Annotated in this window: 16 protein-coding genes; 4 read left to right on the forward strand and 12 right to left on the reverse strand. The window is 61.9% G+C overall.

Annotated elements, in window-relative coordinates:
* Nucleotides 1–205 precede the first annotated feature (205 nt).
* Nucleotides 206–3,139: a glycosyl hydrolase 2 galactose-binding domain-containing protein gene (locus D5261_RS31515; protein WP_119321738.1), complete on the forward strand. Its 2,934-nt coding sequence runs from the start codon at nt 206–208 to the stop codon at nt 3,137–3,139.
* A 71-nt stretch (nt 3,140–3,210) separates the two neighbouring features.
* On the opposite strand, the gene D5261_RS31520 is transcribed toward D5261_RS31515, so the two are convergent.
* From D5261_RS31520 to D5261_RS31540, 5 genes are all read right to left on the reverse strand, one after another.
* Nucleotides 3,211–3,951: an SDR family oxidoreductase gene (locus tag D5261_RS31520; protein ID WP_119321880.1), complete on the reverse strand. Its 741-nt coding sequence runs from the start codon at nt 3,949–3,951 to the stop codon at nt 3,211–3,213.
* Between the two features lie 69 nt (nt 3,952–4,020).
* Nucleotides 4,021–5,313 carry an MFS transporter gene (locus D5261_RS31525; RefSeq protein ID WP_119321739.1) on the reverse strand — a complete coding sequence of 431 codons (1,293 nt, stop codon included), beginning with the start codon at nt 5,311–5,313 and terminating at the stop codon, nt 4,021–4,023.
* Nucleotides 5,314–5,335: 22 nt separating this feature from the next.
* Nucleotides 5,336–6,298: a D-2-hydroxyacid dehydrogenase gene (locus D5261_RS31530; protein WP_119321740.1), complete on the reverse strand. Its 963-nt coding sequence runs from the start codon at nt 6,296–6,298 to the stop codon at nt 5,336–5,338.
* Between the two features lie 147 nt (nt 6,299–6,445).
* Nucleotides 6,446–7,108 (reverse strand): MFS transporter, encoded by a 663-nt coding sequence (locus D5261_RS31535; RefSeq protein WP_165864239.1) that lies wholly within the window; start codon nt 7,106–7,108, stop codon nt 6,446–6,448.
* Complete coding sequence (locus D5261_RS31540) at nt 7,105–7,668, reverse strand: MFS transporter (protein WP_165864240.1); 564 nt, start codon at nt 7,666–7,668, stop codon at nt 7,105–7,107. The genes D5261_RS31535 and D5261_RS31540 overlap by 4 nt, the downstream gene beginning before the upstream one ends.
* 87 nt (nt 7,669–7,755) lie before the next feature.
* On the opposite strand from D5261_RS31540, the gene D5261_RS31545 reads away from it, so the two are divergent.
* Both D5261_RS31545 and D5261_RS31550 read left to right on the forward strand, forming a co-directional pair.
* Nucleotides 7,756–8,679 (forward strand): LysR family transcriptional regulator, encoded by a 924-nt coding sequence (locus D5261_RS31545; protein WP_119321743.1) that lies wholly within the window; start codon nt 7,756–7,758, stop codon nt 8,677–8,679.
* Nucleotides 8,680–8,696: 17 nt separating this feature from the next.
* Nucleotides 8,697–9,173, forward strand: coding sequence for a group II truncated hemoglobin (locus D5261_RS31550; protein ID WP_119321744.1), 477 nt, complete (start codon nt 8,697–8,699; stop codon nt 9,171–9,173).
* A gap of 24 nt (nt 9,174–9,197) precedes the next feature.
* Here D5261_RS31550 and D5261_RS31555 read toward each other — a convergent pair whose 3' ends face one another.
* The 7 genes from D5261_RS31555 to D5261_RS31585 all read right to left on the reverse strand — a co-directional run bounded on the left by D5261_RS31555 (nt 9,198) and on the right by D5261_RS31585 (nt 18,466).
* A complete protein-coding gene (locus D5261_RS31555) occupies nt 9,198–11,450 on the reverse strand; it encodes a glycoside hydrolase family 38 N-terminal domain-containing protein (protein WP_119321745.1) in 2,253 nt (750 codons plus the stop codon).
* 23 nt (nt 11,451–11,473) lie between these two features.
* Entirely contained in the window at nt 11,474–13,531 is a 2,058-nt protein-coding gene (locus tag D5261_RS31560) for an NAD(+) synthase (RefSeq protein ID WP_119321746.1), read from the reverse strand.
* Nucleotides 13,532–13,560: 29 nt separating this feature from the next.
* Nucleotides 13,561–14,145, reverse strand: coding sequence for a DNA-3-methyladenine glycosylase I (locus D5261_RS31565; protein ID WP_119321747.1), 585 nt, complete (start codon nt 14,143–14,145; stop codon nt 13,561–13,563).
* Nucleotides 14,142–14,930, reverse strand: a complete 789-nt coding sequence (locus D5261_RS31570; protein ID WP_119321748.1) for a hypothetical protein — start codon at nt 14,928–14,930, stop codon at nt 14,142–14,144. The genes D5261_RS31565 and D5261_RS31570 overlap by 4 nt, the downstream gene beginning before the upstream one ends.
* Before the next feature lie 206 nt (nt 14,931–15,136).
* Nucleotides 15,137–16,888 carry an arginine--tRNA ligase gene (gene argS, locus D5261_RS31575; protein ID WP_119321749.1) on the reverse strand — a complete coding sequence of 584 codons (1,752 nt, stop codon included), beginning with the start codon at nt 16,886–16,888 and terminating at the stop codon, nt 15,137–15,139.
* A gap of 264 nt (nt 16,889–17,152) precedes the next feature.
* Nucleotides 17,153–17,761 carry a thioredoxin family protein gene (locus D5261_RS31580; protein WP_119321750.1) on the reverse strand — a complete coding sequence of 203 codons (609 nt, stop codon included), beginning with the start codon at nt 17,759–17,761 and terminating at the stop codon, nt 17,153–17,155.
* A 204-nt stretch (nt 17,762–17,965) separates the two neighbouring features.
* Complete coding sequence (locus D5261_RS31585) at nt 17,966–18,466, reverse strand: SRPBCC family protein (RefSeq protein ID WP_119321751.1); 501 nt, start codon at nt 18,464–18,466, stop codon at nt 17,966–17,968.
* Nucleotides 18,467–18,733: 267 nt separating this feature from the next.
* Between D5261_RS31585 and D5261_RS31590 the strand changes: the two genes are divergently transcribed.
* Nucleotides 18,734–20,353: an efflux RND transporter periplasmic adaptor subunit gene (locus D5261_RS31590; protein WP_119321753.1), complete on the forward strand. Its 1,620-nt coding sequence runs from the start codon at nt 18,734–18,736 to the stop codon at nt 20,351–20,353.
* Nucleotides 20,354–20,395 lie beyond the last annotated feature (42 nt).

The following is a 20,395-nucleotide window of genomic DNA, read 5'->3' on the forward strand; positions in this document are numbered from 1 at the left end:
TAGTCTTTTTGCATTAATTAGCATATTGCACAGAAAATCACAGCATGATTCGATAAGAAATTAGCTGGATTGCTGTCTATCATTCTGAGGCGGCCTGTCTTATACTAGGAAGAGGCTAGCGCAAGCAGAACGGCGGCGGGTATACTTGCCGTGAAAAATGAAAGCGCTTACATTGCAATGCTCTCACTCTTAGGTAATCACAAACATGATTTCGACCGCAATTCTCACGACACTTTTGCTGCACGCCACGGCCGGCGGCAGCCCGATAAGCGCGACGGCGCCGGAGCGCGTTGGGCTGGACGGGACCTGGCGACTGACGCAGGCGTCGCGCGGGATCTCGCTGCCGGCGAAGGTCCCTGGGATCGTCGATACGGATCTGCTGGCGGCGGGCAAGATTCCCAATCCGTTTTATCGCGACAATGAGAAAGCGGTGCAGTGGGTTGGCGAGGTTCCATGGACTTACTCGCGGAGTTTTACCGTTCCGGCGGCGTTTCTGAAGCATCGTGAGATACGGCTGCGCTGCGAAGGACTGGATACGCTGTCGAGCATTCGCGTGAATGGGCGCGATGTGGCCCAAACCGACAATATGCACCGGACGTGGGAGTTTGACGTCAGGCCGCTGCTTCATACTGGCGCCAATCGCATTGAGATCACGTTCTCCCCCATCGAGCCTTATCTGAAAGCGCATGAGAACCAGGCGGCGTTTCCCGGCAAGCCGGTCGAAGCGCATGGCTGGGGCTACATCCGCAAGTCGCCGTTTCAGATGGGCTGGGACTTCTCGCCGAAAATTATCACCTGCGGCATCTGGCGAAGCATTGGGCTGGTCGGATGGGACGCAGCGCGGCTGACGGATATCGGCGTCGTCCAGAGCCACTACAAAAACGGCCAGGTCGGACTGGCGGTCGGGATCACGGCAGATACGGCGGCGGCAACGACGGCGCACACCACCGTCTTATTTGCGGGACATCCTGTCGCCCAGACCGATACGGCGCTCGCGCAAGGACGAGCTACGCCGCATCTGACGGTTATCAAGCCGCAGTTGTGGTGGCCGGCGGGAATGGGGCCGCAGAATCTGTATGACGTGCGCGTGGAGCTGCGCGACGCGCGCGGCCGCGTCGTCGATTCCGGAACGCGGCGCATCGGCCTGCGGACGCTGGACATGATCGCCAAGACCAGCGCGAACCTGATGACGCTGACCGTGAACGGCTGTCGCTTCTTCGCCAAGGGGACGAATTGGGTTCCGATGGATTCGCTGATTACCCGCGCCAGTCCCGATCAAGAACGGCGGTATGTGGACAACGCCGTCAACAACAATATGAACCTGATCCGCCTCTGGGGCGGCGGCTACTACGAGGACGAAGCGCTGTACGACGAGGCCGACAAAAAGGGACTGCTGCTCTGGGCGGAGTTCAAATTCGCCGACGCCTCGTATCCCGTATTCGATCCCAAATGGCTCGCAAACGTCAAAGCCGAAGCTGTCGACAACGTGAGCCGTCTGCGGCATCACCCGAGCATCGCCGTCTGGTCGGGCAACAACGAAGTCATCGGATTTGTGGCGGACAAGACCGACCACAACCATATGACCCACGAGGACTACAATCTCCTCTTCCACCATGTCCTCGCGGATGTCGTCCATAGCCTCGCGCCGAACGATGTCTACACGCCGGGCAGTCCGGAGTCCGGTGATGAGCACGACTGGTCCGTCTGGCACGGCTCCGCGCCCTTTGAATCCTACCGGACCGTGCACGGGTTTATGTCGGAGTTCGGGTTCCAGGCGTTCGCGCAGCCCCGCACCGTGGACGCATACACGGCGCCGAAAGATCGAGATTCGGTGCTTTCGCCGATCATGAAGTTCCACCAGCGCAACTGGGGCGACGGCAACCAGATGATCCTGAGCACGTTCCGCCGCTACTATCGAACGCCAAAGGATTTCGATTCAACGCTCTGGCTCAGCCAGATCCAGCAGGCCGACGGCGTTCTGACAGGCGTCGAATTCTGGCGGCGCGACTGGCCGCACTCCAGCGCCAGTCTGGTCTGGCAGTATAACGACTGCTGGCCGGGTACGAGCTGGGCGATGGTGGATTACTACGGTCGCCCCAAGGCGCTCTGGTATCGCCTGCGCCACGCCTACGCGCCGGTGATGCTGTCCGGGCAGGCCGATGGACAGAGCGGCCATGCTGAGCTCTGGATCAGCAACGATCATCCCCGCGCGTTGAAGGGAACGATTGACTGGCGGCTGACGCGAACAAACGGCGCACTGGTCCAAAAGGGGACACAAAGCGCAGCGATCCCTGCCGGAACCAGCAGCACGCGAGCCCTTTCCTTCGAAGACGCCGCGATCATCGCCAAGGAAGGCGCGGGCAATTTGCTGCTCTGGGCGGAGTTGCGTGTTCCGGGCGAGCCCGTCTCCACCAGCCTGCTGACATTCGCGCGCCCGAAACAACTCAATCTTGTCGCGCCGGAGATCCATACTGCCGTCGCCGCGCAAGGCAATGCGTATCAGGTGACTTTGACTTCAGCCCGTCCCGCGCTCTTCGCCTGGATCGACCTTGCGGGCGCCGACGCCAAATATTCCGACAACTTCGTCCATCTCCGCCCTGGCGCACCGGTCACGATCACCGTCGCCCCTTCGGCGAAGACAACCCTCGCGCAAGTGCAAAAGGCGCTGCGGGTCCGCACCCTCTTCGACACCTATCTGCCCACGGCGGACGCGACGCCCGTGGTCACCGCAGACGCCAACGGCGAAGTCGCCCTCTCCGCCTTTTCCGCGCAGATGATCGGCGATACCTTCGTTTTGGAGACGGGGACGCCCGACAATATCGGCAACTGGTCCGATCCGCACGATTATCTGCAATGGACGGTGAAGAACGCAAAGCCAGGAACCTACGCCATGACGGCGAATGTCTCCAGCCCTCCGGACGAAGGCGGCAGTCAGTTCGTGGTGGATGTCGCCGGCGCGCAGGTCACGGGGACCGTCCCCACCACCGCCAGCTGGACGACCTACACCGACCTGCCGCTGGGAACAGTCACGATCGCGAAATCCGGAACGATTTCCATCTCCCTGAAGCCAACGACCAAACCATCCGTGCATGTCATGAACCTGCGAACGCTCACGCTCAAACCGGTCGCCGCTCCGTAGAGCGATGGCGAACAGGCGTAAACCTTATGTGAGAAGACGCGGATGTATAATCCGCGTCTTCTCATGCGTTATCACCACGGCAATTCATCACCAAGGTAGATAAACTTACCGCTGTAGCCGTCGTCGGGAAGCAGGGCGAGCAACACGGAGGTCTTGGCGCCCTCCTCCACCGGGATATCTCCATTCGCATTCATATCCGTGACAACTGAGCCCGGATGTGCGGCGTTGACTTTGATCGGCGTGTCCTTCAGCTCATGCGCGAGATGCACGACGTAGCCGTTCAGCGCGGTCTTTGAGATATCGTACGCGGGGACTTTGAAGTTGTAGATCGGGCTGTTCGGATCGTTGTGCAACGTCAGCGAGCCGAGGATGCTGGAGAGAAAGACGATGCGGCCGGCATCTGATTTTTGGACCAGCGGCAGCAGCGCTTGCGTGACGGCAACGGTGTTGAAAAAGTTGGTGTCGAAAACCCGGCGCAGAACCGCCGGCGATGTTTTGCTGGCTTGAACGATTGCGCCGTTTTCTTGTTCGTCCCCCGAAATCCCCGCGTTGTTGACGAGAATGTCCAGTTTGCCGAACGTTTCCTCGATGTGCTTCGCCGCCGATGCGTGAGTCGCCGCATCGTCCACGTCGATCCGCAGAAACTCGACATCCAACCCTTCGGCCTTTAGTGTTTCTGCCGCCGCCGCGCCTTTGTCGGCGCTGCGCGCGCCGAGCAGAACTTTGACGCCCTGCTGGGCCAGCTGCCGCGCCGTTTCCAGGCCGATCCCGCGATTGGCCCCAGTAATTAAGGCAATTTTCTTGTTTTCCAGTGTGCTCATGAGTTTCCTTTGTCTTTCGCGCTTCGATACAGCCTTTGTACAGAGTTTCGATGATCCCCGCTAGTGCGCCGCCGCTTCCGGCACAGCGATGGATGCGGGGTCAGGAAGGATACCCATCTGGATGTAAATCGGACGCAGGCCGTTTCGGAAGGTCGGCAGAGACCGGGCAAACCAGAGGGCGCCGAGCAGACAGCCGACGCCGCCGAGGGAAACGGCGAAGGGCGCGCCAAAACGGGCGGCGACCGCGCCGGTGATGAGGCTGCCGAAGGGCGCCGTGCCGACAAACGCCATCGCGTAGAAGCTCATGACGCGGCCGCGCTTGTCGTCCTCCACCACCGTCTGAACGAGGGTATTGGTGGAGGCGACCTGCACCATAAATCCGAAGCCTGCGAGAAAGAGCATGAGCACGGAGAGCCAGACGACATGCGAGTAGGCGAAGGCGATCAGCGCAAGGCCGGAGAAGGCCGCCGCTTTGGGAATGATCCGCCCCAGGCCGAGGATGGTCTTACGGGACGCAAGATACAAGGCGCCGCCCAGCGATCCCAGGCCGGCGGATCCGAGCAAGAGACCAAGGGTGCTCGGCGCGCCATGCAGAATGCGCGTGGCGAAGATCGGCATGATCGTGGGATAGGACATACCCGCGATGCTGGAGATACCTAGCATGATCAAGATCGTTTTGATCGGCGCGAAGCCGACGACATATCGCCAGCCCTCACGCATCTGCGCGATCAAGCCCGAATGCGCGGATGGCTTTCGCGTGTCGGGCTCCAGGCGCATCAGAAACAGAGATGTCAGGACGGCGAGGTAGCTGATGGCGTCGGCGAGAAAGCACCACGCTTCCCCCACCACGGCGATGAGAACGCCGGCGACGCTCGGCCCAATGGCGCGCGTGAGGTTGACGAGCGAGGAGTTCAGCGCGATGGCGTTGGAGAGATCCGCCTTGTCGTTGACCATGCGCACGACAAACGATTGGCGCACCGGCATCTCAAAGGCGTTGACCATCCCCTGGAGGACGCTCAGCACGATGATCTCCTCAATCGTGATCGCGTTCTTGAGCACGAGAATTCCCATGATGAGCGCCTGAATCATCGCGAGGATCTGCGTCCAGATCAGCAATTTGTGCTTATCCCAGCGATCAACCAAGACGCCGGCGATGGGCGATAGGACGAACGACAGGATCTGTCCCGCGAACCCCACAACCCCCAGCAACAGCGCCGATCCCGTCAGTCGATACACGAGCCAGCTCGTGGCGACGCGCGTCATCCAGGCGCCGACCATCGAAATGCTCTGGCCGCTGAAATACAGGCGATAGTTGCGATGCCGGAAGGCGCGTAAATAGGAACGCGATGTCATGACGGTCTTTCCATCGGAAATTTTAATAACCGCGTGCGATGTCGACGACGTTTTCCAACGGCTCGCCGGCGGCGAAGCGCCGCAAGTTCTCCAAAAAGATCGCCTTTTGCCGGTTACGCAGGCCCGGCGACCAGCCCGACGAATTGTGGGGAGCGAGGTGGACGTTGTGCAAATCCCATAAGGGACTGTCTTGCGGCAGCGGCTCCTGGGCGAAGACGTCCAGACAAGCGCCCGCGATTCGCCCCGCCTGCAAGGTTTCGATCAGCGCCGGCTCATCCACTAAACTGCCCCGCGCGATATTGATCAGCCACGCCGCCGGCTTCATCTTTGCCAACTGATCCGCGCCAATCAAAGCGCGCGTATCATCGGTGGCCGCCGCCGCGATCACCACATAATCGCTCGCTTCCAGCAGGCGGTTCAAGCCGTCGTCCCCGGTCCACACTTCGTCGATGTGCGCGACCGGATCGGGCTTGCGGCGCAGGCCCACCGTGCGCATCCCGAACGCCTTTGCGCGCGCGGCGATCCCCTGCCCAATCGGTCCCAGGCCGATAATCCCCACCGTCGCCCCATACAGTTCGTCCTGGATCTCGGATCTCCAGACGTGCGCGCGCTGACTCTCCATCAGCTGCGGCATGCGGCGCGCGACCATCAGGATCCAGGCCATCACGAATTCGGAGATCGCGATCTCAAACGCCGGGCCGGAGTCGGTCAGCACAAGCCCTGACTTGTCGCGCACGCCGGCGGGGCGCAGCACATGATCGACGCCCGCGCTTGCTGTGTGAAGCCAGCGCACCTTCGGCCCATTGGCGACAAGTTCCCCAAAGCGATTACCCCCGACCCAGCGCAGCACGCCCTCCGCTTCGTCCAGCCCCTCCACGGGCGTCTCGGCGTCCTCGGAATATGGGTGCAGCGTAACATTGGGCGCAAGGGTGCGAGCCTCGGAAAGCAATCGCCCGTAAAGCGCTTCTGGTACAAGAACAATCATCGGTTACTCATTTCTAAAAACAATAAGGCTGGGCGATGTCTTTTGCAGACATCGCCCAGCCTCCAGTTTCCCAGTCAGCGCGCATTCCCCAGTTTTACCGGGGTGAAAGTTCTCTGACGAGATTATACTGGAAGTGAAAGTCATGTGTCAACTCACAAAACGCTTACGGGGCCAAAATACCCCGGCAAGCATGGCGGCGAGGGCCTGGATCCCAACGATCAACGCGGCGCAGGCGGGCCATCGCCCATGCGCCCAGGCAATGCCGGGCAGAACGGCGCCCAGGCTCCCGCCGATATAATAGCACATCACGTAAAGTCCGGTGGCGGATGACCGCGCCGACTTCGCGGCGACGCCGACAAAGCTGCTCGCCGCCGCCTGGCAGACGAAGACGCCGCTGGAGCAAATCGCCAGCCCCAAGATCACCACCCAGAGCACGGGAACAAGCGTCAGCAGCACGCCAACACTGCTGGACGCCAGCGCGAACAGCAGCGCCTTTCGGTGACCGAATAGATCGATCCATGGCCCGGCGGTCGGCGTCACGATCAGTCCCAGCAGATACACCAGGAAGACTGCTCCCAATGCGACAGCGCTCAGCCCAAACGGCGCCACCGACAGATAAAATGTGATATAAGTGAACGCCCCCACCAGCGAGAATAATACGTTGAACCCGACGGCGAAGGTTGCGAGCAGCACGGGATTGCGCAGATGGGTCGCGAAGCCCCGCAGGGCGGCGCCGAGATCCGATTGCCGCACAAACCGTCGCGATGCTGGCAAGAGACAGGTGATGGCGAGGGCGCTGACGAAGTTCAAAATGCCCAGCGCCGCAAAAGAATAACGCCACTGGAAATGCTCGGCGATAATCCCCGTGAGAAAACGGCCGACAAAGCCGCCAGCACGCTTCCCGTCACATAGGTGGCCATCATCGAGCCCGCGCCGCGCCCTTCCCACTCCTCGCTGACGTACGCCATCATGACCGCGAAGATCCCCGGCATGATCAATCCCTGAAGAAAGCGCCAGACAATCAGCGATGTTAGGCTTCCCGAGGTCGCCGCCAGCGCTGTCGGGATCGTCAGCGCAAAGAGCGAGACGACGATCACCGGCTTGCGCCCGAACCGATCTCCCAGCAGTCCCACGAATGGAGCGCTGATCGCCACGCCAACCGTCGCGGCGCTGACCGTGAGGCTGACATGCGCTTCGGTCGCATGAAACAGCCGCATCAAAAGCGGCAGCAGCGGCTGCGTCGCGTACAGATCAAGAAAGGCGCAGAACCCCGTCAGCGCCACAATCGCCCGCTGTACGCGCTGCGCGGCTTTCTGCCGTGATAACTCTTCCGCGGCGATTCCCGCCGCGCCCTCTTGAGCAACTATCAATCCCATGCTTCTATTATGGTTGGCCAACTAATGCCTGTCCAATACATAGATTGCGCAGATTAATACGGTTTGGGTATTATTTCGAACATGGAGCTGCGACATCTACGCTATTTCGTCGCCGTCGCCGACGAACTGCACTTCGGCCGCGCGGCCGAGCAACTTTTTATCTCACAGCCGCCGCTCACGCGCCAGATCCAGCAACTGGAGCAGGAGATGGGTGTGGTGTTGCTCACACGCACCAAGCGAAGCGTCCGGCTGACGGAGGCGGGGGCGGCGTTTCTCGAACGGGCGCGGCAGATCTTGTTGCTCGCAGACGAAGCCGTAACCGTCGCACAACGGATCGCCGCAGGCCAAGCCGGCGCTCTGGGCATCGGCTTCGTCGGCTCCGCCACCTACACGTTGTTGCCGGAGATCCTGAGATCGTTTCGCGCCCAATATCCCGGCATCGAGCTGTTGCTACATGAAATGAGTTCGGGCGAACAGATCCAAGCGCTTCAAGACGGCCGCATCGATCTGGGCTTCGTCCGCCCCTCCACGCCACAGCGGTCACTCGCTGGAGAAGTGATCCTGCGCGAGCCACTGATGGCGGCCCTCCCGGATTCCCACTCTCTCGCCGCCTCTCCAGAAGTCAGCTTCGACGACCTGCGCGGAGATCCGTTTATCCTCTTCCCGCGCCTCCCTCGCCCCAGCTACGCCGACCATATCCTGGCGCTTTGCGCGCAGGCCGGCTTCACTCCAACGATCATTCAGGAAACGCTGGAGATACAAACCGCGCTCGGCCTCGTCGCCGGAAACCTCGGCGTCGCCATCGTCCCCGCCTCCGTCAGCCGCCTGCCCTGGCCCGGCGTCGTCTACAAACCACTGCCGCCGCCCGCTCCCACCACCGAAATGGCGGTCGCCTACCGCGACGGCCCCCTCTCCCCCGCACTCGCGAACTTTCTGGAGATCGTCCACGCCGTCGCCCGCGAGCTCTCGGCGACCGGTTCTTACACCGCTTTGTCCGTGTCATGAATGACGGAGGAACGTTTATGTCTCACCCCACACCGCCGCCCACCCTCTTTGAATGGGCCGGCGGCGCCGAAGCGCTCGACCGATTGACAGCCCACTTCTACGACAAAGTCCTGCAAGACCCATTGCTGCGCCCGGTCTTCGAGCATATGTCGCCCGACCACCCGCACCATGTGGCGTTATTTATTGGAGAAGTATTCGGCGGCTCCAAAGCGTATAGCGACGCGCACGGCGGACACGCGGGAATGGTGACGCATCACTTGCATCGCGGACTGACCGAAGAACAGCGCACCCAATGGATGCGGCTCCTGTGCCAGAGCGCCGACGAAGTCGGCCTGCCGAGCGACCCCGAATTTCGCTCGGCGTTCGTGGGATATCTGGAATGGGGTTCGCGTCTGGCCATGATCAACTCACAGCCAGGCGCGGAGGCGCCGCCTGCGGACTCGCCGATGCCGAAGTGGGGCTGGGGCGAGGTCGGCGGGCCGTATTTGGGGTGAGGGAGCGCAAAATGCTTATGACTTCTATTCTGACGGCGACGCGGAGACAGACCCCGAACGCGCCCATGGCCCGGGTGTCGCGGGCGCGATGAGGACGATGGGGGGTTGCTCCAGCACGCGGGCGAGATGCGGCAAGGGCGATTTCCCCGCTGTCAGCAAGAACCGGAACCTTAGTTCTCCGCAGTCGAGCGCGGGTCGCCACGGCTCGTCGTCCGCGCCCAGCGTCGCATCCGAGGCGTAATGCGTCGCGCGGCACACTGTTGCGCGCAGGGTTCCATCTTTTAAGTCGAAGGCATAGAGAGAGTCGGAAGCGAACCCGAGACTTTCCGTCCGCACCCACCGGCCGCCGGGAACCTCGCCCAGCGGGCCGCGCGTGATGCTGCCGCCGGGAACGTCAAACTCCGCCTCCGCCGCCCTTGCTGGCAGGACGAGTTTCAGACGCGCGGATCGCTCGTTCCAGAGCAGACGCGCCGCCACATCGACCGCGTCCCGCCCGTGCGAGACGGAAAACGTGAAGTCAAGCCGCGACGATCCGCCCGCCAGCCGCACCCATAACTTCGCCCGCTCCGGCCCCGATTCCAGCACACGGCAATGCGTCACCGTCCATGTTTCACGCACGTCGGACAGGCTCAGCGATTCGGGGTTTTCGCCCATATCGCCCCAGGAGCCATAGGGATCTTCCACAGTCTCCACGGACAGCCCCGCCGCTCCCAGCATAGGCGCGCCGTTTCGCAAGATTTGAACATGGCTGTCTCCGATGCGTGCTTCCACGGAATAGACTTCGCTGGCAATCGCGCCGGGCGACGAAGCACGCGCCCCGCCATGGTTCGGGACAGGCTCCGCCGCTTCCGACCATCCCAGCGTGTAGACCGCCCAGCCGCGCGGAGGGAGCGTGACGGGAACCAGAACGCGCGCCCTCCAAGGCAGGTTCGGCGTGAACTGGTTTTCGGTTTCTATTCTTTGATAAGGCGCCGGCTTGCCGTCCGGACCGAGCACTTCCAGCGGAACCTCTCCCGGCCGCCCTTCGTAAGTCCAAAGCGGGCGGTAGTCCAGACATCCCTCCAGTTCGATAGGACCATCCAAGGCAAAAGGATGCGGATTCCAGATCAAAAACGGAACGGCGGTCGGAAGATCGCCGCCAGCGGCGGGAACGGTCATGTCCACCTGCCGCGCCAGCGCATTGAGCGCTTCAAACTCCGCCGTTCTTGCGGTATGCCGCGCGCCGCCGAGCTGATCCAGCTGTTCGTCCAGAGCCCGCTCAATGCTCGTGCCGGGAAGAATATCGTGGAAAGAGTTAAACAGAACGGCGTCCCAAGCCTCCGAAAGATCGGCCGGGGCTTGGTTCAGCGCGGCGGCGATCGCAGCAGTCGTCGCGTCCGCCCGGGACACCAGCGCCTCAGTTTGCCGATAGGAAAATTTGAGTTTGGCCGACGTCGCATAGCATCCCCGCAGGCAGAACCCTAATTCCCCGGTATGGACGGGAAGGAAGCCCTCGCCTTGAGCGGCAGCTTCGGCGCGCAGAGCGTCGAACAGCGAATGCAGTGTTGAAAAGACAACCCGCGCCTCTGGATGGGACGCCGCCCACGCGCGAATGTCCGCGATTTGGCGGCGGGTCGGGCCGCCGCCGTGGTTGCCCACGCCGAAAAAGACGCCGACATTTTCCAAATCGCCACTGCTCGCCGCCGCCAGCGCCTCGTCCAGCCGCCGGGGAAGTTCGTCGTGTTCGGAGCCGTACCAACCTGCCGGAGGTCGGTAAGCCAGCACGCATCCGCCGGCCGGGCCCCGCCACCAGAACGCAGGCTTGGCGAGGGAAAATTGCCCCTCCGCCGGGCGAGTGAACGCAAACCCTTCCATCCCTGCCGCCGCCAGTATGTCTGGAAGGCCAGCGGAATGACCGAAAGAGTCGGCGGCCCAGGCGACGCGAGGGCGGACGCCGAAACGCGATTGAAAGTAATTCAGGCCGCGCGTGAAGTGCCGTGAGAGAGTTTCGGTGGCGGGAAGGTTGGTGTCGGGCTGGATGTACGTCCCTCCCACCACGTCCCATCGCCCAGCCTTCACGAAGGCGCGGATGCGCTCCAGCAAGGCAGGGTCGGTGCGTTCGATGTGTTCGTAGATCGCCGATTCGCCTCGAATAAAGGTCAGCTCGGGGTCTTCATCCAGTAGATCGCAAAGAGTGCGACAGGTCTGCGCGCCTTCGTTCAGACCTTCACGCGCATCCCACAGCCAGACAGGATCAAGGTGGGCGTTGGCGATCAGATGGAAAGTATACGTTTTCATTAACAGGCAACCTTTATGGGAGTTTAATCCGGCACATTGTTCTTCAGCTCATCCATCCAGACATTCGCCTCGGAGTCGCTGGGCGCGCGCCAGTCGCCGCGCGGGCTCAGCGAGCCGCCGCTGCCGACTTTAGGGCCGTTGGGAATGCAGGATCGTTTGAACTGACTGGTTTTGAAGAATCGGAATAAGAAGGTTCCGAGCCATTTTTTGATGGTCGGCAGGTCGTACTCGTTGCGCTTGGCAAGGTCGAAGCCGGCGGGCCAACCGCCGTGGGTCTTGTCGCCCCAGGCGTGCTGGCTGAGGAACGCGACCTTGCTCGGCCGGAAGCCATAGCGTGTCACGTAGTAGATGTTGAAGTCCTGTAGCTCGTATGGGCCGATCTTCTGCTCGGTGCTCTGCGCGGGCTTGTCGTTGTTGTCCGCATCGTGCGGGACCAGCTCGGGCGAGATTTCCGTGTCCAGGATCGATTGCAAAATCTCGCTCGTGGCGCTATCAAACTGTTTCGAGCCGATCACCCAACGCAGCAGATATTGAATGAGCGTCTTGGGAACGGAGGCGTTGACATTGTAGTGCGACATATGGTCGCCGACGCCGTAGGTGCACCATCCCAGCGCCAGTTCGCTCAGATCGCCCGTTCCTAAGACAAAGCCGTCATGGAAGTTCGCCAATCGGAACAAATGAGACGTGCGCTCTCCGGCCTGCACGTTCTCGAAGGTGATGTCGTAGACGGGTTCGCCCCCGATAAACGGATGGCCCAGATCGCGCATCATTTGCAGGCACGACGGCCGAATATCGATCTCATGCGCGGTCGTCCCCAGCGCCTCCATCAATCCGCGCGCATTTTTGAGCGTGATATCACTGGTCGCAAATCCGGGCATCGTGAAGGCGAGGATGTTCTTGCGCGGCAGTCCCAGCCGATCCATGGTGCGCGCGGCGACGATCAGGGCATGCGTTGAATCCAGGCCGCCCGAAACGCCGATAACGATTTTTTGTAATCCTGTACTTGCCAAACGCTTCATCAGGCCGTGGACCTGGATATTATACGCCTCGTAACATCGCTCATCGCGCAAGGCCGCATCGTTGGGCACGAAGGGGAAGCGCTCGACATGGCGCAGCAGGCCGATCTCGCCTTCGGGGATTTGAAACTCGAACTCGACCTGACGGATCTCGCGCAATCTTTCCCGGTAATCTCCCGCCGTGTCATGGAAGCTGCTCAGACGCATCCGGTCCTGCGCGAGCCGCTCCAGATCGATATCCGAGGCGATGATCTGCTCGTCCGCCGAAAACCGGGTCGACTCCGCCAGCAATTCGTTGTTCTCGTAGATCAGGGCGTGGCCGTCCCAGGCAAGGTCGGTCGTTGATTCCCCCGGCCCCGCCGCCGAGTAAAGATAAGCCGCCACGCAGCGCCCGGACTGCGACGCGCACAGATCCCGCCGATAATCGGCCTTCCCAATCGTGATATTGCTCGCGGACAGATTGGCGAGCACCGTCGCCCCCGCCAGCGCGCCAAAGGTGCTGGGCGGAACCGGCGTCCAGACATCCTCGCAGATCTCCACGTGGATGCCGAAGTCGCGCACATTGGACGCCTGGAACACGATGTCGCTCCCAAACGGAACGCGCTGTCCCAACAGCGTCACCTCCCGCGCCACCGCCTCCCGCGCCGCCGCGAACTGCCGCTTCTCGTAAAACTCCCGGTAGTTCGGCAAGTACGTCTTCGGGACGATTCCCAGGATCGCTCCCCGATAAATCACCACCGCGCAGTTAAATAACTTCCCCTCGAACCGCAGCGGTGCGCCCACCAGCAGCACCGGCGTCAGCGCCTTGCTCTCCTCGACCACTTTGCCAATCGCGACAACCGTCGCATCCAGCAGAGCATCCTGATGGAACAGATCGTCGTTGGAGTACGCCGAAAGCCCCATCTCGGGAAACAGCGCCACGGCGGCGTGCATCTCCGACGCCCGCCGCGCGAGGCCGAGGGTGTGTTCGGCGTTGTAGATGGGATCCGCGACACGAACGGACGGAATGCAAACGGCGGCGCGGACGAACCCGTGGGAATAGATCGAGCGAAATATGCCTGTCATGGAGTTAGTTTATCCGATGAGAGAAAAATTTAGACGCCATGCGCGGATTTTTTCGCGGTGCGGCAGACGCAGTCGTCCATGTGGTCGTCCACCATCCCAACGGCCTGCATGTAGGCGTAGCAGATGGTGGAGCCGACGAATTTAAACCCGCGTTTCATGAGCGCTTTGCTGAGCGCGTCGGAGACGGGAGTTTTGGCGGGAAGTTCGGAGGGCGAGGCGTAGTGGTTTGTGATCGGCGCGCCGTCCACGAAGCGCCAGAGAAAGGCGTCGAAGCTGCCGAACTCTTGCTGGACGGAGAGAAACGCCTTGGCGTTGCCGACGGTCGCCGCGATCTTGCCGCGATGACGGATGACGCCCGGGTCGAGGACGATCTCTTCGATCCGGGCGTCGTCGAACGCGGCGACTTTGGAGACATCGAAATTGGCGAACGCCGCGCGGTATCCTTGACGGCGGCGCAGGATGGTGGCCCAGCTCAGGCCCGCCTGCGCGCCTTCCAGGGTCAGCATCTCGAATAGATGCGTGTCGTCGTGCGAAGGAACGCCCCACTCCGTATCATGATATTCGATCATCTCCGAACTGACGGCCCAGGAGCAGCGAATGGTCTCTTCCGTCATGACTGGCCGGCCGCCGGCTCTTCGGAGTCCTCATCCTCTTCGTCTTCTCCGTCCTCGCCCTCTCCGTCCTCGCCCTCTTCATCCTCATCTTCGTCTTCCACGCCGCCCGCGAATCCTTCGATCCACTCGCCCAGGCCGGGAACATCATCCTGTCCGGGCATCACGTAATGATAGCCGTCGGGGCCGACACGGTCCTCCAGACGCAGCAGGATCGCTTCGACGTTGTCATGCGGTCCGGCGATAAATAGCGGCTTGCCTTCGGGACCGCCGGTCGGGATCTCGACCGGCGACGCGTCGGCGTCCGCGCCGGCGAGCATCTGTGAGGCGAGACGGTAATCGGAGTTCGGACGGAAGCCAAATTGCGCGGCGTACTCGACCGCCGCGCGCAGGATCTTCGCGATCAAGTTCAAATCGGCGGAGACCATATGCTGGCTCTCCAGCACGGAAGTACGCAGCTCGCTATAGGCGGCATGCGATTCGAACATCTGGACAAACGAGTTCTTGACGCCCAGCAGCGCCAGATCGATCAGGAAGACGCCGACGGCAATGCGGCCGTTCGATCCCTCGCGCGCGACCAGGGCCTGCACGATCGCGCCCTCTTCATCCCAATCGCGGGTGAGGAACGTCTCCAAGATCGGCCACGCAAAGGCTGCCTGGATCTGCGACTTCGAGTCCAGTCGCGCCGGCTGATGCTGCGCCTGCTGGCGCAACTGCGCCGCCTTCTGCTTCCGCTTATTCGCCTTCTTTTGCAGCGCCTTCTGGCGCTGCGCGGGTGATTGGGCCATGGGTAAATAATCTCCGATTTTGTATTATTAGGCCTTCACCAGATATTTTCCCCGGTTATGAAACCCGGGCCTGGGAGGGCTTCGCCCTAACCGTCCGTGCCGGACGGAGGATATTTGTGATCGATCGCCGGCATTTGCGTCCGGCACGGACGCTTAGCCGAAGGCTCCCAGCCCCGGGTTTCATAACCGGGGAAATAAGCCACCGTCTACAGCCGCTCCACCGTCGAAATCCCCAGCAGTGACAATCCTAGCTTCAGCGTCCGCGCCGTCAAATCCGCGAGAGCCAACCGCGAGGTGCGCGTGGGTTCGGCGGCGTTTAGCACCGGGCAGGCTTCGTAGAAGTGATTGAACTTCTGACTGAGCTCGAACAGATACGTGCAGAGGCGGCTCGGCAGGAAGTCTTCGGCGATCTTGACCAGCACGTCGTCGAGTTCGAGGAGATGCTTCGCCAGATCGCGCTCGGACGGTTCGGCGATATGGATATTGTCCAGGCCGGCGAGCGATGCGAAGTCCACCCCGCCCTTGCGCGCGATGCCCTGGACGCGGACATAGGCGTAGAGCATGTACGGCGCGGTGTTGCCCTGCAAGGCCAGCATCTTGTCGAAGCTAAAGACGTAGTTGCTGCCGCGATTGGCGCTCAGGTCCGCGTACTTCACGGCGGCGATGCCGACTTTATCGGCGAGATCGGTCTTGAACTCCTCGGTCTCCTCGCGGCCCTCGGAGGCCAAGCGCTCGTCCAGGTGCGCGCGGGCGCGGACGACGGCTTCGTCCAGCAGGTCGCTGAGCTTGACGGTCTCGCCCGAGCGGGTTTTGAACTTCTTACCGTCTTCGCCCTGCACGAGGCCGAACGGAACGTGCACCACGCGGACATCCTCCGTCAGCCAGCCGGCCAGGCGCGCGACGGCGAAAACCTGCGCGAAGTGGTCGGACTGGCCGATATCGGTGACGATCACGATACACTTGGCCTTATCCTCATTGATCCGGTAGCGCAGCGCGGCGAGGTCCGTGGTGGCGTAGTTGTACGCGCCGTCGGTCTTACGGATGATCAGCGGCAGCGGGTTGCCTTCTTTGTTGCTGAACCCTTCGACAAAGACACACAGGGCGCCGTCGCTCTCGGTCAGCAGACCCTGCGCCTCCAGGTCGGTGACCACGGCGGGCAGCAATGGGTTATAGAACGATTCGCCGCGCTCCGTGATTTTGATATCGAGCGTCTGGTAGATCTTCTCGAAGGCGGCGCGCGATTGATCGCACAGCAGCTTCCAGGCGTACAGGCTTTCGGCGTCCCCGCCCTGCAAACGCACGACTTCGCGGCGCGCGCGCTCCTTGAACTCCTCATCGGCGTCGAACCGCAGCTTCGCGCGCTTGTAGAAGCCAACCAGATCGCCGATGTCCAGCGTGCTCGCGTCGGTCAGCGCCTCGGGATGGGTATCGCGCAGAAAGGCGATGAGCATGCCGAACTGCGTGCCCCAGTCGCCGACATGGTTCAGGCGCAGGACATCGTGTCCCAGAAACTCAGAGATGCGTGCGATGCTGTCGCCAATGATCGTCGAGCGCAGATGCCCGACATGCATCTCCTTGGCGATGTTCGGACCGGAGAAATCGACCACCGTGCGCAGCGGGTTCGCCGCCGGCGCCACGCCCAATCGCGGATCGGCGTACGACGCATTGACCAGCGCGTCGAGATAAGAAGCTTTCAGCTTCAGGTTGATAAAGCCGGGACCAGCAATCGTCGGCGTCTCACACATCTCGTCCAGCTTCAGCTCGGCGACAATGCCTTCCGCGATCGCCCGCGGCGACTTGCCGACGGCTTTGGCCAGCTGCAAAGCAACATTGACCTGCAAATCGCCAAACTGAGGATTACTCGCCGGCAGCACCAGCACATCGGCGCCTTCGACGCCGTGCGCCCGCGCGACGGCTTCTTGAAAACGGGTTCGTAAGAGAGAAAGTGTTGCAATCATAGATGGCGTTATTGTAGCTGATTGCGGGGAGGAATGTCGAGGGGAAGGAGGCCCTCATCCCACAGCCCCTTCTCCCAATTTTGGGAGAAGGGGAGTCAGAGGGAGTCGCTGTATTTTGAGGATCAAAGATCCGAACGAAATCTTAACCCTCTCCCAGAATTGGGAGAGGGTGGCGCTAAGCGCCGGGTGAGGGCCACACAAAAATAGGCCGGAGCGGGGGAAGTTCGCTCCGGCCTTTGGGGAAATCTTAAGCGCGGGGAACGCTTAGGCGGCGGCAAGCGCGGGGGCGGGCGCTTGGAAGTAGGAGGGTTCGTTGCCGGCTTTCCACTTGATGTTGCAGCCGATGCTGGCGCGCTGCTCCTGGGAAACCGACTGGCCGCTGAGGACGGCGTCGATGGCGGCGCGCAGATCCTTGCCGGTCACCGGAAGCTCGTTCTTCGGACGGCTGTCGTCGAGCTGGCCGCGATAGACCAATTTGTGATCGGCGCCGAACAGAAAGAAGTCCGGGGTGCAGGCGGCGTTGTACGCCTTGGCGACGGACTGTTCCTCGTCAAAAAGCACCCAGAAGGAGTAATCCTGCTCCTGCGCCCAGATCTTGAGGTTCTCCAGCGAATCGGCGGGATACGCCACGGCGTCATTGGAGCTGATCGCGGCGATGTGCAACCCCCGATCGGAATAATCGCGAGCGATCTGCCCCAGCTCCTGCTGAATATGCTTCACGAACGGGCAGTGCGGGCTGACGAAAGCAACCAGCAGGGCTTTAGCGCCCGAATAGTCCTTGAGAGAAACGGCTTCACCGGTGACGACGTTCGGCAGGTGAAAATCGGCGGCGGATGCGCCAAGCGCGAGCATGGTCGAAGGTGTTGCGGGCATCGGCGTGATCCTTTCTTGAGGGCGGGCGTAAACGACAAAGAGGCTAGGAGCGCCGTGAACGGCGCCCCTAGCCTCAAGTTGTCTGGTCGGCTACAACGGCATGGCAGAATAAGCAAGTAAAACCATGTCAAAACTGCGTTACGACGTCATTATACTGGCGCGCTTAGGTTTCGTCAAGTCCTGGGTAAAGATAATTTGCGGGCCTTAGATCGCGCTTCGAGGCGCTTCTTCTTCGGAGACCTGGCGCAGCGATTCCAGCCACTCGTTCTGGATCCTGCCCAGCGCGCGGGAGATGGATCGGCGAAAGAGCCATGGGACGAATCCCGACAGGGTTTCCTCGACACGCACGACGCAGCCGTCGCCGTCGGGGATCAGCAGCCATTCCTGAAAGCCGCGCAGCCATAAACCGTCGTTCTTCCAGCCGAGCCGCGCACCCGGCATGTAATCCGTCACGGTGCTCAGAAGCGTATAGCCGCCGCGCCGCCACTGGAAAGAAACTCCCAGCGCGAGCTGCATCGCTGATGCGTCCAGCGGCGCGATATCGGAAATCATGGGATTGTATCGCGGCCAGAGCAGCACGCCGACAAGCCAGGGCCATACGACCGAGGCGGGCGCGGCGATCCGAATATCGTGAAATTGATGGATGGGTGATTTCTCGGGCGTGCGTTCAGGAGGCCACGGGATGGACGCATGCGCGCTGCTCATCCATTCCTCCTGTCCAGGCAAGGCCGGCTGCGCAGCGACTCATTCGAACGCAGTCCGACGAATAGCGTCTTATACAGAGCATGATCAGATATACCCAGGTTGAAAAATTCGCGCCGCAGATGAACATTATGGGAATCTGCGGCGTCAAAGACGACATCGGCGCGGTAAAATGTCTCGTACATAACTATACCCTCGGCTGTTGCGGCGAGCGCGATAGTTAAGGTATATTAATTATTAATTCGAGCACATCTCGATAGATAGGTTTCCATGAAACGAATATTCACGATCCTGATCCCCGTTCTGCTGATCGCCGCGCTGATCGGATGGCGGCTGCACGCCAACAAGGTGCAGGCGCAGAGCTTGACGTCCGACAAAGGACGCGGCGCGTCCAGCGTCGCCGCCGCGAAGGCCAGCGTGCAGGATATCGTCAACACCTTCCAGACGACGGCGAATATCGAATCGCCGCAAACCGTGAAGCTTTCGCCGAAGGTGGCGGGGCAGATCGTCATGCTGGCGCTGCACGAAGGCGACGCCGTCCATCGCGGTCAAGTGGTCGCGAAGATCGACGACACCGAGCTGCAGGCGACCGTGCGCAAGCAGATCGCCACGGTGGAGCAGGCGCAGGCGCGGCTGCTTCAGGCGCAGGCGACTCAGAACACCGTCGGCGTGGGCGTCGGCACGCAGATCCAGCAGATGGCGGCGGGCGTCGCGGCCGCGCAGGCGGACTACGCGCAGGCCACGCAGACCTACAACGCCCAGGTCGCGTCCGCCGACGCCGCTGTCGCCGACGCGCAGAGCAAAGTCGGCGTCGCGGAGGCGCAGATCGCCAACGCGCAGGCCGGCGTGCAGAGCGCGCAGGCAAACTATAACAACGCCAGCACGCAGCTCGTCCGCCAAACAAACCTGCTTCAGCAGGGCGCCATCGCCCAGCAGGATGCGGACACCGCGCGCACGACGGCGGCGGTGCAGAAGGGCAATGTCGATGTCGCGGTGGCGCAGCTCAGCTCCGCAAAGGCGAGCCTGGCCTCGGCGCAGTCGCAGCTCGACTCCGCCCGGCATCAAGCGCAGATCACTCGGACGACCGGCAAAACCACGATCGCATCATCCGCAACCAAAGTCACACAGGCGAAGGCGATGCTGCGCAACGCCAGGGCGAACACAACGCAGCCCGCCGCCTACCGGGCCAATCTGGTGGCGCTGCAAGCCGATGTCGCGTCCGCGCAGGCCGATCTCACCAACGCCCGCGCTCAGCTCGCGCAGACATCGCTGATTTCCCCGATCGATGGATTTGTCTCGGCGCGCTACGCCGACCCCGGCACGCTGGCTTCGCCCGGTTCGCCGATCCTGGCGCTGCAAGGGCTGCGCGAAGTGTGGGCGACCATCGCCGTGCCGCAGGAGCAGATCCAGCACATCATAATCGGTCAGAACGCCGATGTCACGGTCGATTCGCTGCCCGGCCGCAAGCTCGCGGCGCGCGTCATTCAGGTCAATCCCTCCGGCGACCCGGCCAGCCGGGACTTCACCGTCCGATTGGCGATGAACAACGGCGACGGCGCCCTCAAGCCCGGCATGTTCGCCCGCGTTTCGCTGGTGACGCAAACCTTCCCGCATGTGACCACCGTGCCGCCGGAAGCCGTGCAGACCGACGCCGGCGGATCGTTCGTCTGGGTGGTTACGCCCGATTCCAAGTTGCAGCACACGCCGGTTCAGACAGGCGCCAGCAATGCAAGCGCCGTGGAGATCGTTCAGGGCGTAACGCCGGGAACACAGGTCGTCACGGTCAGCGGCGGACGCCTGAAGGACGGTCAGCAGGTCTCGGTCAACAGTCCGACGGAGATTGGCGGCAAAGGCGGCAAGGGCGGCGGCAAACATCACCGCGCCCAGTAGCCGCCCCGCCTTTCCAGCGCCAGGACAGCATTGCCTTCGATG

Source organism: Capsulimonas corticalis, assembly GCF_003574315.2.
Lineage (GTDB): Bacteria > Armatimonadota > Armatimonadia > Armatimonadales > Capsulimonadaceae > Capsulimonas > Capsulimonas corticalis.

Excerpts from the sequence above, each read along its gene's own strand:
- D5261_RS31515 (WP_119321738.1), top strand. The coding sequence starts at position 206 with ATGATTTCGACCGCAATTCTCACGACACTTTTGCTGCACGCCACGGCC.
- D5261_RS31525 (WP_119321739.1), bottom strand. The coding sequence starts at position 5,313 with ATGACATCGCGTTCCTATTTACGCGCCTTCCGGCATCGCAACTATCGC.
- D5261_RS31530 (WP_119321740.1), bottom strand. The coding sequence starts at position 6,298 with ATGATTGTTCTTGTACCAGAAGCGCTTTACGGGCGATTGCTTTCCGAG.
- D5261_RS31545 (WP_119321743.1), top strand. The coding sequence starts at position 7,756 with ATGGAGCTGCGACATCTACGCTATTTCGTCGCCGTCGCCGACGAACTG.
- D5261_RS31550 (WP_119321744.1), top strand. The coding sequence starts at position 8,697 with ATGTCTCACCCCACACCGCCGCCCACCCTCTTTGAATGGGCCGGCGGC.
- D5261_RS31555 (WP_119321745.1), bottom strand. The coding sequence starts at position 11,450 with ATGAAAACGTATACTTTCCATCTGATCGCCAACGCCCACCTTGATCCT.
- D5261_RS31560 (WP_119321746.1), bottom strand. The coding sequence starts at position 13,531 with ATGACAGGCATATTTCGCTCGATCTATTCCCACGGGTTCGTCCGCGCC.
- D5261_RS31565 (WP_119321747.1), bottom strand. The coding sequence starts at position 14,145 with ATGACGGAAGAGACCATTCGCTGCTCCTGGGCCGTCAGTTCGGAGATG.
- D5261_RS31570 (WP_119321748.1), bottom strand. The coding sequence starts at position 14,930 with ATGGCCCAATCACCCGCGCAGCGCCAGAAGGCGCTGCAAAAGAAGGCG.
- argS (WP_119321749.1), bottom strand. The coding sequence starts at position 16,888 with ATGATTGCAACACTTTCTCTCTTACGAACCCGTTTTCAAGAAGCCGTC.
- D5261_RS31580 (WP_119321750.1), bottom strand. The coding sequence starts at position 17,761 with ATGCCCGCAACACCTTCGACCATGCTCGCGCTTGGCGCATCCGCCGCC.
- D5261_RS31585 (WP_119321751.1), bottom strand. The coding sequence starts at position 18,466 with ATGAGCAGCGCGCATGCGTCCATCCCGTGGCCTCCTGAACGCACGCCC.
- D5261_RS31590 (WP_119321753.1), top strand. The coding sequence starts at position 18,734 with ATGAAACGAATATTCACGATCCTGATCCCCGTTCTGCTGATCGCCGCG.